Annotated in this window: 11 protein-coding genes; 2 read left to right on the top strand and 9 right to left on the bottom strand. The window is 38.7% G+C overall.

Annotated elements, in window-relative coordinates:
- Positions 1 to 196: 196 nt before the first annotated feature.
- On the top strand, positions 197 to 2,821 hold the full coding sequence (gene cphA, locus F565_RS0120820; protein WP_020215182.1) for a cyanophycin synthetase: 2,625 nt from the start codon (positions 197 to 199) through the stop codon (positions 2,819 to 2,821).
- A gap of 188 nt (positions 2,822 to 3,009) precedes the next feature.
- Here the strand turns inward: cphA and F565_RS0120815 are convergent, their stop codons facing one another.
- From F565_RS0120815 to F565_RS22170, 8 genes are all read right to left on the bottom strand, one after another.
- The gene (locus tag F565_RS0120815) at positions 3,010 to 4,275 is read right to left on the bottom strand and encodes a hypothetical protein (RefSeq protein ID WP_020215181.1); all 1,266 of its coding nucleotides are present in this window, start codon (positions 4,273 to 4,275) and stop codon (positions 3,010 to 3,012) included.
- Between the two features lie 74 nt (positions 4,276 to 4,349).
- Positions 4,350 to 4,862 carry a 3'-5' exonuclease gene (locus tag F565_RS0120810; RefSeq protein ID WP_020215180.1) on the bottom strand — a complete coding sequence of 171 codons (513 nt, stop codon included), beginning with the start codon at positions 4,860 to 4,862 and terminating at the stop codon, positions 4,350 to 4,352.
- A gap of 268 nt (positions 4,863 to 5,130) precedes the next feature.
- Positions 5,131 to 6,492 (bottom strand): pyridoxal-phosphate dependent enzyme, encoded by a 1,362-nt coding sequence (locus F565_RS0120805; protein WP_020215179.1) that lies wholly within the window; start codon positions 6,490 to 6,492, stop codon positions 5,131 to 5,133.
- 70 nt (positions 6,493 to 6,562) lie between these two features.
- Positions 6,563 to 8,563: a putative porin gene (locus tag F565_RS0120800; RefSeq protein WP_020215178.1), complete on the bottom strand. Its 2,001-nt coding sequence runs from the start codon at positions 8,561 to 8,563 to the stop codon at positions 6,563 to 6,565.
- Positions 8,564 to 8,666: 103 nt separating this feature from the next.
- Complete coding sequence (locus F565_RS0120795) at positions 8,667 to 9,512, bottom strand: Calx-beta domain-containing protein (RefSeq protein WP_020215177.1); 846 nt, start codon at positions 9,510 to 9,512, stop codon at positions 8,667 to 8,669.
- A 16-nt stretch (positions 9,513 to 9,528) separates the two neighbouring features.
- Positions 9,529 to 11,016 (bottom strand): RagB/SusD family nutrient uptake outer membrane protein, encoded by a 1,488-nt coding sequence (locus tag F565_RS0120790; protein ID WP_020215176.1) that lies wholly within the window; start codon positions 11,014 to 11,016, stop codon positions 9,529 to 9,531.
- A gap of 14 nt (positions 11,017 to 11,030) precedes the next feature.
- Positions 11,031 to 14,063, bottom strand: a complete 3,033-nt coding sequence (locus F565_RS0120785) for a SusC/RagA family TonB-linked outer membrane protein (RefSeq protein WP_020215175.1) — start codon at positions 14,061 to 14,063, stop codon at positions 11,031 to 11,033.
- A 244-nt stretch (positions 14,064 to 14,307) separates the two neighbouring features.
- On the bottom strand, positions 14,308 to 16,206 hold the full coding sequence (locus F565_RS22170; protein ID WP_020215174.1) for a S8 family serine peptidase: 1,899 nt from the start codon (positions 16,204 to 16,206) through the stop codon (positions 14,308 to 14,310).
- Positions 16,207 to 16,383: 177 nt separating this feature from the next.
- Between F565_RS22170 and F565_RS0120775 the strand changes: the two genes are divergently transcribed.
- Positions 16,384 to 17,001: a ribonuclease HII gene (locus tag F565_RS0120775; RefSeq protein WP_020215173.1), complete on the top strand. Its 618-nt coding sequence runs from the start codon at positions 16,384 to 16,386 to the stop codon at positions 16,999 to 17,001.
- Positions 17,002 to 17,100: 99 nt separating this feature from the next.
- Here F565_RS0120775 and F565_RS22165 read toward each other — a convergent pair.
- On the bottom strand, positions 17,101 to 17,294 hold a 194-nt coding region (locus F565_RS22165; protein ID WP_020211123.1), incomplete at its 5' end, for a transposase.

Here is a 17,294-nt window from a genome sequence, read left to right as displayed (position 1 = left end):
TTTTGGCTCCCTTTTTTATTGCAGGTTACCGAAAAGTTTTACTTATGTTTTGTTAATGTAAAATTTAGCTAAATTTTAAATATAACAGCTCCTAAATATTTCTTAAGGCGTATTGAAATTGACATGACTGCTATTTATTTTGCTATAATTAAGGCTATAAACTATTGCATGTAAATAACTTACTATACTCTCTGCCATGAAAATATTAAAAGTACAGGTGCTGCGTGGTCCTAACGTTTGGAGCAACTACCGCAAAAAATTAATACAGATGCGCCTTGATATTGGCGTACTCGAAAATTTCCCTACCAATAAAATTCCCGGGTTTACAGAGCGCCTTAAAAGCCTGTTGCCCTCTATGGTAAGCCATGAATGTTCTGAAGGGGTTTATGGCGGTTTCTTTCACCGCGTGGAAGAAGGTACTTGGATGGGTCACGTTGCAGAGCATATAGCATTAGAGATACAGTCGCTGGCAGGGATGAATGCCGGCTATGGCCGTACACGATCTACTAACGATGAAGGGGTTTATAACATTGTCTTTGCTTATGAAGATGAAGAGGCGGGTAAGTATGCAGCGCAGGCTGCCGTAAACATTGCACAATCTTTAGTTAACAATATACCTTATGATTTACAGGCCGATATAAACAGACTGAAAGAAATATTTAGGAAAAATACACTTGGCCCCAGTACTAAGAGCATTGTAGATGAAGCTGTAAAACGTGGTATCCCCTATTTCAGGCTGGGTACAGATTCTACCATCCAGTTAGGTTATGGCGTTAACCAAATGCGTTTTCAGGCTACCACCACCTGTAAAACAAGTTTACTTGCAGCGGGATTGGCTTCAGATAAAAATAAGACAAAAAAAATATTGTCTGATGCCTCCATCCCCGTACCAAAAGGCGGGGTATGCACAGATGAAGATACACTAAGAGAACTTGTAGATACTGTTGGATATCCGTTGGTATTAAAACCACTCGATGGTAATCATGGCCGTGGTGCAACAATAAATATTAAAACCTGGGACGAAGCGGTACGTGCATTGGCTTTTGCCCAGATACACAGCCGCAGGGTTATTGCAGAGCAATTTATAACAGGCTTTGATTTCAGGGTGCTGGTTATAGACAATAAATTTGTAGCAGCCTCTAAAAGGGTACCTGCACATATTACAGGCAATGGCATTGACACGATAAATACTTTGGCCGACATTGTAAACTTTGACCCAAAACGGGGCGATGGACATGAAAATGTACTCACTAAAATTATTGTTGATAAAGAGAGCGAAGAGCTTTTGCATAAACAGGGCTATACGTTAGACAGTATTCCGGATAATGGCGAAATAGTTTATCTTAAAGCAACCGCAAACCTTAGTACCGGAGGATCGTCTATAGATGTTACCGATGATTTACACCCTCATAATATTGCACTTGTAGAAAGGGTGGCTAAAATTATTGGCCTCGACATTTGCGGTATCGATATTATGGCTCCTACATTAGAACAGCCGTTAAGGCATACAGGCGGAGTAGTGCTGGAGGTTAATGCGGCACCCGGCTTCAGGATGCATTTTGCACCATCTCAGGGTAAGCCGCGCAATGTAGCCGCCCCGGTAATAGATATGCTGTATCCTGCGGGTAAACCAAGCCGTATACCTATTATGGCCGTTACCGGTACCAATGGTAAAACCACTACTACCCGACTGCTGGCACATATTGCCCAAAACAACGGGTATAAAACCGGCTTTACTACTACTGATGGTATTTACATAGACAACATTTTAATGAAGGAGGGCGACACTACCGGGCCGGTTAGTGCCGAGTATATTTTAAAAGATCCTGCCGTAGAGTTTGCTATCCTCGAAACCGCGCGAGGCGGAATTTTACGCTCGGGGTTGTGTTTTGATGAATGTGATGTGGCAGTTATTACTAATATTAAAGAAGACCATTTAGGGCTTAATGATGTACATACCCTTCGTGACCTTGCCAAAGTTAAGGCTGTTGTTGCCCGAAGCGCAAAGAAAAAGGGATGGGCTGTGCTAAATGCCGATGACCGTTACTGCAGAATGATAGGCCGTGAACTTAGCTGTAATGTTGCTTATTTTAGCGCCGACCCTAAAAGTGAACATATTCACAGGTTCTATGCTGAGGGTAAAACGATCGCCGTTTTTGAAAATGGTTATCTTACCATTAAACAGGATGCGAGGGTAATACATGTATCGCACGTGGCAGATGTGCCGCTTACTGATGGCGGAAAAATAAAATGTATGGTAGCTAATGCACTTGCCGCCACCCTTGCTGCATACGTGTGCGGATTTAGCAGCAAGCAAATACATCTATCTTTAGAGCGTTTTGTACCGGGATATAATTTAACACCCGGCCGAATGAACCATTTTGATATGGGTAATTTTAAAGTACTTGTAGATTATGCACATAATCCGCATGGCTATGAAGCCGTAGAAGATTATATAAAAACACTTAAAGCCGACAGGAAAATAGGTATTATATCGGGTATTGGCGACCGCCGCGATCAGGATGTACGCGATTGTGCAGCTATTGCTGCCCGAATGTTCGACCATATAATTATCCGCCAGGAGCAAAGCCTGCGCGGTAATGATGCCCAAAACATCGTGAACCATTTACTGGAAGGCATTACTGCAAGTGGCAGAGAAGTAACCTATGAAATAATTCCTGACGAAGCCGAAGCTGTTAAGCGTGCGCTGGCAATAGCAAAAGAAGATGATTTAGTAGTTGCCCTGACAGAAAAAATAAATGATGTTGTTGCTATTATTAACAGCCGCAAAGAGTCGGAGTCGATTGCTCACCATGTATAATTATTTGTACTGAATTAGATTGCATTTTTCGTTCTGAACGAAGCGTAGTTGAAGAATCTCAATTAAATATTGATAATTATTACTGGGTTTCACAAAATTGGTCATTGTGAGAATGAAAATAATCTTTAGATTACTTCATTCCTCGCAATGACCAAAACTCGAGATTTCTCCTTCGTCGAAATGGAAAATTACGTTTTAAGTTTTTTCTTTCTTGCTGCAGGAAAAAGTACGTTATTCAGTATCAGCCTGTAACCGGGAGAATTAGGATGCAGGTCCAGTACAGTTGGGGCATCACCTACACGGTGCTGATAATCTTCGGGGTCATGGCCACCGTAAAAAGTAAACATCCCCTTGCCTTTAGTACCGTGAATGTAACGTGCCTCGCCGTTTTGCTTTTGCTCACCCATAACCAAAACGTTAGATTTTACCCTGTCACCGGCAAAAGCCGTTGTCTGCCCCATAAAGCCTTTTACAAGCTGTGTATGGTTTTGGCAAAGCATAGAAGGTATCGGGTCCCATTTGGCCGAATATTCCATTAAAGTAAAATAATCATTATCGGGCATTATATTGCGTTTTGTAGTAGTATCAATATCCGAAAATTCATAAACCACAGGATTCCGTTCTAAAGTGAAATCTTTAAATGCCATCGACTTATTGTAGTCAATCTTACTTTGGTAATTAGGAGCACTTGGGTCGCCATCAAACATAGGCTCGCAAATATCTACTCCCTCGGCAGCAAGGGCAATATCAAAACTATCCGTAGCAGAGCACATGGCAAACATGAAGCCACCGCCTATTACAAAATTCCTGATCTTAAGCGCTACAGCCAGTTTCTCTTCAGATACTTTACTGTAACCTAATTTAGTGGCCAGAGCCTCTGCCTCCTTTTTCTGTTCAATGTACCAGGGTGCATTGCGGTATGCTCCAAAAAACTTACCATACTGCCCGCTAAAATCTTCGTGGTGCAGGTGCAGCCAGTCATATAAAAGCAAGCCATCGTTTAAAACTTCCTGGTCGTATATTGCTGTAAATGGAATTTCGGCGTATGTAAGCACAAGAGTAACCGCATCATCCCACGGCTGTTTTCCCGGAGGGGTGTAAACTGCAATTTTAGGCGCTTTTTCAAGTACTACATTCTCCATGTTTTGCGATGGGCTGCTAATATCATCAAGGATACCATTGGCCTCACTATCACTTAGCACTTCAAAGCTTACACCACGTATCTGGCATTCGCGCCTAACATCATTAGCGTCGGGCAAAAGGAAAGAGCCACCACGGTAGTTAAGCAGCCAGTTAGCCTTCATACCTTTATTTAGCACCCAATATGTAATACCGTAAGCTTTAAGGTGGTTTTGCTGTGTGGTTTCGTCCATTGGCAGAAGTATCATAGATGCCCTTCCTGCAAACGATGTTAGCAACAATAAGGTAAGTATATGGATTTTTTTAAGCGGCATTGTAATAATAGATTTATTCAAAGATAACGAATATTGGGAGGAAATGGTATGGCATCCTTTACAACTAATCTAACTCACACCCTCATTGTTACCTGCCCGTCATGAAGCAGGTACAATTTAGCACAGGCACGTGCATCTGACAGTGCTTCATGGTGGTTAAGCTGAATATTATTCCGGTCGCAGCATGCTTTAAGATTAGCAGGTTTATAACCCTTAGCCTTATATATTTTTACGGTACACTCCCATTTATCAGCAATTTCCAGTTCATCATAATACAGGCCATAGTAACGCATGGTTTTTGCCAGTACATTACGATCGAACGACTCATTGTGGGCAACTATCTTTTTCCCGAAAAGCCTCTTGTGGATTTCAGGAAATAAGGTGTCAAATGTGGGTATATTCAGCGTTTCAACTGGCTTTATGCCATGTACCATTATATTGCGGTACCAATATTCATTTTCCGGCGGCTGTATGAGGGTATAATACTCTTCGGTAATAATACCGTCTTCTACAGTTACAATACCAACGGCGCACGCACTGTGGGGGTGGCCAGTTGCAGTTTCAAAATCTATTGCAGTAAAATTCATATCCTTTTTTTAATCTTTTTCTTTTGCCTTGATGCAAAAGAAACAAAAAATCAAGGCTACATCTTTTTTAGCTACAAATTATTCATTGAATCTAAAACATTTGAACTCGCTACGCTCAAACAGCAAATGTTTTTAAACGCTTCAATTTCATAATTTGCTTAACGCAAAAAGATGAGGCCGCCTTAAGCATCACTCAGAAGTTCTCTTAGGATAGACTTAATATACGTACTCTAATAAAATAAGGCTGATAAAATACCAGCCTTATAATTTATTTAATAGAACTAATAATATCATGTTTGGTAATAATGTGATATTTACCGTTACCAAGATCTACTAATACAGCCTGATTGTCTTTATTTATAAGCTTAGATATTTCCTCTATAGCTGTTGCTGCTTTTACAATAGGATAAGGCTTGCCCATTACACTTTTAATAGGTTTATCTGCAAGGTCTTTATCTTCTACATAACTACGGAAAAGATCAGTCTCATCTACCGACCCTACAAACCCGTCAACATCTACTACCGGTATTTGCGATATTTTATATTTACGAAGGCGGTCTATCGCGTGGCTAACCAATTCCTCTGTACGTACCGTTACCAATGGTTTATCTATATGGTCGCGAATAAGGTCTTCTGCCTTTGTAATATCATCATCCAGGTAACCGCGTTCGCGCATCCAGTCGTCGTTAAACATTTTACCAACATATCGGCTACCGCTATCATGAAATAAAACCACAACCACATCTTCAGGTTTAAAATGGTCTTTTAACTGCAATACCCCTTTTATAGCTGCTCCTGCAGAGTTGCCCACAAAAATGCCCTCTTCAAGCGCTAACCTTCGTGTATATACAGCAGCGTCTTTATCGGTTACTTTTGTAAATCCGTCTATAAGCGAGAAGTCAACATTTTTAGGCAGTATGTCCTCCCCTATTCCTTCGGTAACGTACGAGTAAATTTCATTTTCATCAAATATTCCCGTTTCATGGTACTTTTTAAATACAGAACCATAGGTATCAATTCCCCAAATTTTCACATCCGGATTGCGTTCTTTAAGATATTTAGCAACGCCGGATATTGTTCCACCCGTACCTACACCCACAACAAAATGAGTTATTTTACCTTCTGTCTGCTCCCATATCTCAGGTCCGGTTTGCTCATAATGGGCGGCAGTATTGCTTAAATTATCATATTGGTTAACATACCATGAGTTAGGCGTTTCCTGGGCAAGGCGTTTAGAAACCGAATAGTAAGAACGCGGATCTGTAGGCTCTACATCTGTAGGGCATACTACAACGCGGGCACCCACGGCACGCAAAATATCCATTTTCTCTTTACTTTGCTTATCAGAAATCACACAAATAAGCTTATATCCTTTTACAATAGCACCAAGAGCAAGGCCCATACCTGTATTACCCGAAGTACCCTCTATAATAGTTCCTCCCGGTTTAAGGCGGCCATCGGCCTCGGCATCCTCGATCATTTTTACAGCCATACGGTCTTTAACCGAGTTACCCGGATTAAAAGTTTCTACCTTAGCTAAGACCAATGCATCAATGTCTTTAGTAAGCTTATTTATTTTTACCATAGGTGTATTACCAATGGTACCAAGTATGTTTTCTGCGTATTTCATTTAAATTCTATTATTGGCTAACCTCTATTACAAAGATAAAGCCATTTATTAAAAGTTAGAAACTTATTTGTTATGAGAAGAAATTCCAGGTTACCCCAAATCGTACTGTAAAATCACGATAAGGATAATTAGGTGCCGAGTAAAAATCATACCCCGTAAACCCCGAATTAAAATGTTCTGCTTTTAAGAACAACTGAAACTCCTGTATTTTCATGTTAAAGAAAAAGTCGATTAGCGGGAAACCGCCAAACTCTTTTTTGTCCTGCACATAAAACTCGCCAAGCAACGGGTTATAATCGTTACCATGATATTTTGTAAAGTATTGAAAAGTAAAACCTGTTTGCACCAACAATGCTTTTTTAAACCAGTAATCGCTATAGTATAATGTATTACGGGTTACAAGTTCAGGAACATTAAGTATTTTATCCGGCTGCTGAACATTTTGATAAAGTATTGTATTATCAAGACCTAACTTCCACCAACGAAATTCTTTACTTGCCTTTACAGAAAGATAATTTATAGTTTTACCATATTGTTTTGGCGTAACCAGTAAAGAGTTTACCAGAGTTGCAGGAGCATCTGCAGGGCGAACAAAATCATCACTAAAATATAAATGATCGTTAAGTATACTATACTGCGCCGATACATCTACCCATTTAGTCTTTGCCGTAAATTCAAAATTATTAATTTTTTCATTTTTAAAAGCATCTGACGTACCTGGTGCATGATACCAATTATAATTAGTATAGTCACTTTGATACAACATATAATTAAGGTTAGGCAGCTTATTCATATTTTGATAACGGGCTGTAACTACCGTATTTTCATTAAAAGTATAACGTGCCTGAATATCCGTATTAGCAAGAGACTGGTTGGTTATAGAGTTTGAAATTAAAGCAGTACCATTCCATTTACCTTTTTGGTAGGTATAACGCGCACCATACGTATCAATCCTGTCATTAATGGCATTAGGAGTTTCTATTTGCCCAGCAGAATTTAATATAATACTGCGGTAAAAATAATTGTAGTTATAGTCTTCAAGATAAAATTCTATAGTACCAATAGCTTCGTTTGCATAAGCCGCGCCTATTAAGTTATACATTTTATTGTATCGGGTCTTATCATTAATATTAGATGTATAAGAACTGCCCAGCCTTGCGCTTACTGTAGGCTGTAGGAACTGAAAAAACTCATTCTCATAGTTAAACTGATGATGAAACACCAGGCTGTTAGGGTTATCTTTACTTAACCTGAAAGTATGGTCGAAAAAATAACGGTTACCTTTAAGCACCGATTTTGCATCATTAAAATATACACTAAGCCTTTCACGCTGGGTGTATGGGTCTTCGCCACTTTCAAATAAAGAGGTATCTGTTATCCCGCCGCTTTCACCATTGCTAAAATCCTGGCCGGTAAAATGCCACTTTAAAATGTATCGCTTATTAGTTGTATTATAACTACCACCCATTCTAAAATTACCGTTACTGGATAACGCATTGATGTATTTACCTATAGAGCGTAAACCTTTATAGCCTACAAAAAAATTAAGATTTTCGGATGTGTTAACGGTAATAAAAGCATCAAGTATCTGGCCCTGCGCTAAAACAGACCTGTACATTAAATCAGTATAAGGCGTTGCAACGTTATAATAATTTATATCGTTTACTCCCATATAAGCAGCATGTTTTGCAGTAAAGCCAAACTCAGGGAAAGGGTTAAATTGTGTCAATCCAAAATCCAGCACATTATAGGTTTGCCCTTCATTACTAAAAGGCAATAACCCAAAATTATCTCTTCTTAAGTAATTAACCCTATAATCTTTTTGTATAGTAAGAGATGTATCTATATATGTAGTATCCCTTTGCAGGGTAATAACTTTATACATATCTATAGTAGCAATAGTATCTGCTACTTTTGGGGCAGCAGGTTTATTCTTTACAACTTTTGCAGGCTGTACAGTATCCTTAACAGCAGGCTTATTACCTACCTGTTGCTTAGAACTTTTATTTACCTGAGAAAAGCAAAATATTGGAAAAAACACAATAAAAAATACTATACTCTTTTTAAGCATTGAAGTTAATTTGGGGCAAAGTTAATTTTTTTTTAATAATACGCATAAAAAAGGCTCCCAATAAGGGAGCCTTTTTAAAAGTATAAACGTTAATTAACGAATATTATTGTACTGGTGTTAACTGTACAGTTCTGTCTGCAAAAGCACCCAAGGAAATCCTCGCGCTGCTTACAACATTTAAAACTTTAGTTACCTCATTGTATGTACCTGTAGCGGTATAGAAAATATCGTATGAAACTCCTGCTTCTTCATAGCCCTGAGCTTGGTACAACTGAGATTCTGCTACAACAGTTCCGCTTGTTGCCCCTGGAGAATTAGGCGTAAATACAAAGTTTATTGGCCCATCAGATTCGCCAACACCAGGGTGAAGCAAGCCTGTTACAAGCAGGATATTACAGTCACCGTTCTCATTAACATCGCCGATAGCAGTACCTACGTTAGAACCATTAGAAGCAACGTTAAGGTCGCCAAACCAAATAGCAAATTCTGTAGTACAGTCGTCATTAATAAGCAGGGCTCTCTTAGTAGTAGAACCTGGATTAGCTATACCAAGGGCAATACCTGTATCTGAAATCGATGCTAATTTAAACTGGAATACTTTAGAATCGTCAAGAATATCATTGTCAATAATTCCAATAACAATATTAGCAGTAACCTGTCCTGCAGGAATTACTATACTATTGCCTGGTAAAGTATAATGCACACCCTCTACAGCTGTATCGCTTGTAAGGGTAAAACCTACAGTTACATCATGGTCTACAGGAAATGCAATTGTAACAGGGATAGAATATGTACCTGCATTTTCAAAAAACCTTAAAGATGTAGAAGCAACATTTTGTAGCGTTACAAAGTTCTCGCCACTGTAGCTTACAGTATCTTCGTCACAACTTACTAAAAAAGTAGCTGCAGCAATGGCTAATAAACCAATTTTATAGATATATCTTTTCATTTTAAAAATTTAATAATTAATAACCAGGATTTTGTTGGATGTTACGGTTAGCCTGTAGCTCTTCAAGAGGTATTGGCATAATCCATCTGTGGTCATCTATAGGTAAAGTACATGCATCGTTAAATGCACAGTCTGCCGGAGCTCTGTCTACAGTAGCGTTAGCTTTAGCACCTAAACGTCTTAAATCTGTATACCTAAAGCCTTCAAAAGCAAGCTCTGCCCTTCTTTCATCAAGAATAGCTTTCCACACGCCCACCGCACCATTGCTTGGCAAAGGTAAAACACCTACGGTACCAGTCCTGGTAGAGTTGTTACGAGCTCTTCTTACAAGGTTAACATAGTCCATTGCTCCCTGAAGGTCTCCTGCATTAGCAAGTATTTCAGCTTTAATAAAACGCAATTCTGAACCCCTGAATATCTGAACGTCACCTAATAAATTAAGCTGCTCATTACCATCTGTGTATTTACCAACCGGCCTAATAGTATAAGAAGGAGCTGCACTAACATCTACAATAACAGAACGCCTGCCATCTGTAGCTGTATTAACAGTGTTAAATAATGCAGTGCTCACTTCGTAAAAAGGAGAACCAGTAGTTGTACTGTTTACAGAAGCCCAATACTGGTAAAAGTTACCTAAACCACCAATAGTTCTTTCCAGTTTAAAAATAGTTTCCTGAGCAGGTAAATTAGTATTTTTAAACATCCCAAAGTAATCACCTCTGTAAGTCCCGTCAGCAGCAGTAACAGCACCTCTTTGAGTTAAAGGATAAGCAGTAATTAGTGCATCAAGATTAGTGTTAGCCTCTTCATATCTGCCTCTGTAAAGAGCCATACGAGATCTAAGAGCGTTTACAAAATCAATAGAAACAGCAGTCCTGTTTGTAGATCTGTTAGTAAAACGGATAAGATTCTCATCTGCAAAAGCAAAATCACTGTTTATAAGCGCATATACTTCAGCATTGGTATTTCTTGCCAATTGCTGATCTGTAGTAGGAACAAAATCAACAGCAATAACACCTAATGCATTGTCATTAGTCATATCTTCAGAGAAGAATGTTAATAACTGAAAGTGAGCCCAAGCCCTTAGCACACGGCACTGGGCAATGATATCATTGTACTCATCCTGTTCAGCTTCTGTAGGTGTAACGTTAGCCGCACCAGCTATAAGCCTGTTAGCATAATTAATAAGTGTATAGTTTGATAACCATATAGACCCGGGATCTCCTGATGCAGCATTTAACTGGAAAGCAAGCTCACCATTTGTGCCCTGGCCACCATTAGCCCTGCCTAATTTTACTTCGTCTGTAAATAGAGACGTAAACAAAATTATATTTTCGCCGCCGGCACCGCTGTATACACCGTTTAATCCTAATCTTAAATCTTCAACAGTTTCAAAAGCAACCTCAGGAGTTAGCTCGCTGGGCTGTATAATATCTATAGCATCGTTACAAGCACTAAATAAGGATGCTGCAACAACAAATAACAATATTCTTATATTTTTCATATTCAATTTTTTTTTTAAAGTTGTACTTCTAAACCAACCGAAAATATTTTTGGAGTAGGGTATTGGTACGCATCCTCGCTACGAGGGCTTTCTGCATCCCATCCTCTCCACTTGGTCCAGGTGTATAAATTTTCTGCCTGAAAATAAGCCTTAAGACCGGCAAAAGGAGTTTTTGCAAGCGTTTTTGCAGGGAAAGTATAACCAATACTTGTATAACGAAGCCTTACGTAAGAAGCATCTCTAAGATACCTGTCAGAACTAAAATCAAAACCTTTGTTAGTAAATCCAAGTGATGGTATATCTGTATACCTGTTATCAGGAGTCCATGCACGATCTAAATCTGTCGATTTATTTTGTACACCTATACTTGCAGGGTTTTGTAATCCATCAAGATCGGTATCAAACCTCCATACATCCTGAACGTAAGAGAATTGAGCAGTTAAGTAGAAACCTTTGTAATTAGCATCAAAACCAAAACCACCCTGGTATTTAGGAACATAAGATTTACCTGTCATCCTTCTGTCTCCGTTATCAGGAGTTTCAGTAAGTCCACCTTCTGCGTTGCGGAACAATAAGTTACCAGTTGCAGGGTTAACACCTACGTAAGGAATAACATAATACTGATTAAGCTGTCCGCCTACAACATTTATTGCTGTACCATTATCTACAGATCCTGTAGGTAGTTTAACAAATTCATTTTTGTTGTAAGAACCATTACCAGTAACTGTTAATGTAAAGTCAGTAGTTTTAATAACGTCATAAGACACTAATAACTCCACACCGCTATTTCTTAAACTACCATTATTAGCAAACTGGCTAAACTGGCCATTAATAGCCGAAAGTGGTGAAGTTTGGTATAGGTCTTTAGTTGTTTTACGATATACGTCAACAGTACCTCTTAATTTACTGTCAAAAACTTCAAAGTCAACACCTATATCTCCCTGGGCAATTGTTTCCCATTTCAAATCTGAATTACCTAACTGGCCTACAACATAAGCAGGAAGGTTAGCATAACCTGATCCTGATGCAAATAATGTTCTTGAACCGTTAGGAAGGTTATATATACTCTGACCAGAGATGTTTTGGTTACCTGTAGTACCGTAAGACCCCCTTAATTTAAGCATATTAAACACAGAGCCTTCCATGAATTTTTCTCTGTCTATATTCCAACGCGCATCTACAGACCAGAATGTACCCCACCTGTTAGTTTCAGAGAACCTGTATGAAGCATCTCTACGTGCAGTTAAGCCAAGACCAAACCTGTCAGCATACGAGTAGTTAACAGAACCAAAGTATGAAAATAAACCTGCAGTAATTTTACTTGAACTTACATCCGGAACGTAGAACGGAGATGTATCTGAGTTAAAGCCAATGTAACCTGCACCGTTACCCGGTACAAATACTTTAGGATTTAAACCATTTTGAGTTGCAGAGAATGATTTAAAGTGAGACTTGTAATACTCTGTAAATAAAGACGCATCTATATTATGGTTTTCACCAAAAGTATGGTTGTAATTAAGCCTTGTATTAATATTAGCACTAAAATCCTGAGCTAAAGATTCTGTTTGAAAACCTAAATAGTCTTCTCCTGAATTTCTAAATACATAAGAGTTAAAAGATCGTGGATCCTGAACACGTAAACCAACATTTTGAGTATAATCTGCTGCAAAAGTTGTACCCAAAGTTAAGTCATCCGTAAGCTTATAATTAGCCTGGAAGTTTGACAACATTTTTAACTCATTAAACTCATTAGTACCAGTCTTAAGAATATCCATCAACATTAATGGAGACAATAGTAAAGTACCAGAACCAAAACCAGTACCCGTGTATTGGTTGTAAAGATCTAAACCATTAGTATACATATCAGGGCTTAAGTAAGGAGCCCCATTATTTGCACCAACAAGCGGGTTAATATTTACCGCACCTGTACCTAAGTTAGACGCTTCACTTCTTTTAGAGTAGTTAATGGTAACAGCAGTAGAGTAATCAAATTTACCGTTATTGCTTTTACCATTCATATTGTTCCTAAAGTTAAACCTCTGTAACGACGTTTTAGCAACAACACCTTCCTGATCGAAATAGCCGATAGATGTAAATGAAGAAAGGTTTTTACCACCGCTTGTAAGGCTTAATACGTGGTTTTGAGAATGTCCTGTCCTGAATATCTGATCGTACCAGTCAGTATCTGTAGCATAGTTATTAATCTCATCCTGAGTTAATGTTGCACCAAGACCTTTACCAGCTCTGTTCTCAAGGCTTAACAACTGCCTTGAATTCATTTTGTTGTATTTATTGTCCTGTAGCCTTGTAAAACTTGTAGTACCCAAATATTTAATTCTAAGCGGAGACTCAAAACTACCTTTTTTAGTTTTAACAACAATTACACCATTAGCACCCCTGTTACCATAAATTGAAGTTGCACCCGCATCTTTCAATACAGACAACGACTCAATATCGTTAGGGTTAAGGCTCCTGAAGTTATCTACGTTTAACGGCATTCCGTCAATAACATATAGTGGCTCCACATTACCGTTTACAGATCCGTAACCCCTTAATATAACTGTACTGTTAGCTCCCGGCTGACCAGAACCTGTAGTAATGTTAAGTCCCGGAACCTGGCCTTGTAATGTTTGTATAAAGTTTGCATTTGGCCTGCCTTCAATAGTTTTTGCAGTAATAGTTGTAACCGCAACATTCGATGTAGCTCTTGTAGTAGTCCTGAACGCCTCAACTACTACCTCATCAAGATCTGACGGCTGTAATTGCACATTGTACTTACCTGAAGCTCCTACTGTAACAATTTGTGTCTTCATAGACACGAAAGAAAATTCTAATTTTTGATTCACTGAAACCTGAATGGAAAAATTTCCATCAAAATCAGTCTGAACACTTTGACCAGAACCACCTACTACCTTTACATTAACCCCCGGAATAGACATTCCTGTAGGATCTGTAACGGTACCCGTAACTGTTTTCTCCTGCGCAAAGGCAAACTGAATAAAAAACGCCAGTAAAAGCGTAAAAATCCAAGTAAACTTTGATTTCATATTATATTAATTTGAGTTAGTTAAGGCGCAAATCTATTAAATATAATTATATTTAGCAAACTTTAACATTGCATTACTTTATCATTTTTTTAATATAAACAAAAAAACCATAACAGATTATTAATAATCGCCATCATATAACGTAATATTTGAATTAACAAAAAACGCCAGCAAATGATGCTGACGTTTAATAGATGTTAATTAATATAAAAGGTTGCGTTATAAATGCTACTTTTTTATGAATTTATTTGATAACTAATTTTTTAGTGTCTTTTTTAATACCGTTGGTAACATTAACAAAATATACACCCGATGTAAGATCCTGAACATTTACAGTATTTTCTGACCCGGTTAATGCAGCATGTTTAACATTTCTTCCCTGTACATCATATATAATAACAGATGCATTACTTTCAATGCCGTCTTTTATTGATATGTTAACTACATCCTGAGCAGGATTAGGCCATACTTTAAATGCAGAATCTACAGCCTTTACAGGATCTGTACTCAGTACCCCGTCAGTACCCGTTATAATAAGCGAATATTGCTGTTGCGCAACACCTCCCGCATTAGGATTTACAAGAGTTGTACCTTTATGGGATATCCTTACAGTATAAGACCCCGAAGCACTTGCAATTTGTACTTTTTCTATATTATCAATACTGTTATCTCCCGTTACAGCATTTGCAGAATTGCTTGTTGCAAGTTTCCATGGAAAACTTACTACATTACTATCATTACTTGTAATCCTTATATCAAGATCGTTAACCAATACAGATGCATTACCGCTTGTTATAGCACCGGCAGGGTCTGTCCAGGCAAGAGTTGCTGTAAGCGGCTGCCCGGCAATAGCATTAAATGTACCTTCAAATACGGTACCTGCAGCTAATATACCTTCTTTTATTATTGATGATGTACCCCTGTTAGTAATAGTTTCGGCAGCGGCTTTAACATTTATTACACCCCAGCCCACCTGGGCATCCGGGCCATCTGCACCAACCTCGTCTGCAGTATGCGCCACAAGAGCCCTAACTGTAGAGGAAAGCATAAAATCGCCATATAAATTTGAGTAATGTTGCTGAACCAGCAGCAACGCCCCTGTAACACCTGGAGTAGCCATAGATGTACCATCAAGATAATCATGTGCCGTATCGGATGCAGCTCCTGTTGCCAGATTTTTATCTACCGTACTCCACACATGCACACCTTTATTAGCTACATCCGGTTTTATCCTCCTGTCATTAGTAGGCCCCCAGCTGCTAAAACCTGCAATAGTTACAGCCGTGGGACTTATTGTACCATCTGTATTAACTACGGGCTGTACAATAGCAGCTACGGTGATACCGTTTTTAGAACATCCCCTGTCAGACAATCTGTCATAAGCACCATTACCATCATTACCTGCAGCAAAAACCGGCTGGTAGTATGGAGCATCATAAGTTATCTCGTCTACCTGCTGCGATTCCCTAACATACGAACCCCTTACTGCTGTTGATGGATTACCAAACCCGTACGAGTGATTAGACAATATCAAGGAGCCGGAAACATTCGCCATTTCAGAAAAATCATTTGCAAAGTTAGCTACAGAGGCTTCTGCTTCATAAGCCATTCCTCTTGCTGCGGCACTACTTGCTCCAGAGCCCATTATAGTACCTAACACATGTGTAGGGTGTGTAGCCACAGGGTTAGGAGGACCATCATTACTTGTATACCTGCCAGCAAAATCTTCATGGGAAGATAAAGGATATTCTCCGTCCCAAACCCCAACTGTCATAAACAAACCTGTTAGATCAAGCCCCAGGCTTCCTCCCGGCTGTAAGTAATTAGTACGCGATGTTATTGCAGACCCCTCATTAAAAGTAGAAAGATATATTGGCTCACCTTCTGCACCTACTTTAATCAGTTTACTATAACCTCTATTTTCTCTTATTTCTAATGGCCAGTTATTTATAGCCGCCTGTTTGTTAGCTTCAGCGAGGTCAGCTTCAAATTCTGCTTTATACTGCGCTACGTGCGCATTTATCCTTGTCATGTCAGAATGTTGTTTAAGCCATTCCTTTTGCTTAGCGTTTTGAGCATTAACTGTTCCACTAAGAATACCCAGCGTTACCAGCAGCAATACCTTAACAGTATTTTTTTTCATTGTAAATATTATTTTGATAAGTTATAGATCGTTAAGTAAATACGTAAATTACCTATGCATATTTACTAACGGATAAGCAAAAATATAAATATTTAGAAATTAACAGCCTATTATTTTAACTTTAACTTTCTGAAGTTATATTTGTGACAATATATTCGAGAAAACTTTCTTTAAAGTATGCTTATTTTAAAACATTCTGCTTTTGAGTATGAAACCGGTACAGATGAAGCCGGCCGTGGCTGCCTTGCCGGACCGGTAACAGCTGCTGCGATCATACTTCCTGAAAATTTTGAGCTTGACCTTTTAAATGATTCAAAACAATTATCAGAAAAAACAAGGGAGCACCTGCGCCCGCTTATACAGCAAAAAGCAATTTGCTACCACGTTACCCATATACAGCCCGAGGTTATAGATGAGATTAATATTCTTAATGCCTCCATACGCGCCATGCAGGAGTGTATTGTAAAGCTTACCCCAACACCACATTATATTATTGTAGACGGCAACCGTTTTAAGCCGGTCAATAATATTCCGCATAGCTGTATTATAAAAGGAGACAGTAAATACCTTAGCATAGCAGCAGCATCTGTACTGGCAAAAACATATCGTGATGATTACATGAATAAACTTCATGAAGAGTACCCCATGTACAACTGGAAAAAAAACAAAGGATACCCTACTTTAGAGCATCGCGAAGCCATACGCAAATATGGCATTACAAAATACCACCGAAAATCTTTCAGGATGCTGCCGGAGCAAATGGAATTGGAATTTGAAATGCTGCGAAATGAATAAAAGAAGCCGTCTCAATATTCAATTGAGGCGGTTTTTTCATTTTTAGCATTATTATATTAGGCTATTATATTTTTCAGGTCAGGATATTTTTCAAGTGGCTTACGCCGCTATTTTCTTTCTCAGATTGTGTGCTAAGGCCATTAATCCGAACTCTAATTCTACTTTTTCAAGTCCTTTTAAAGTAAACCTCTTAAAATTGTTATTGTGTTTGAGATGTGCGAACACAGGTTCTACATCGGCAGAGCGCTGTTTTCTTTTTTGTAACCCTTTTTCGCTTAAAAGCAGTTCCCTCG

The organism is Flavobacterium rivuli WB 3.3-2 = DSM 21788 (genome assembly GCF_000378485.1).
Lineage (GTDB): Bacteria > Bacteroidota > Bacteroidia > Flavobacteriales > Flavobacteriaceae > Flavobacterium > Flavobacterium rivuli.
This window is presented reverse-complemented; position numbering and strand designations above follow the sequence as displayed.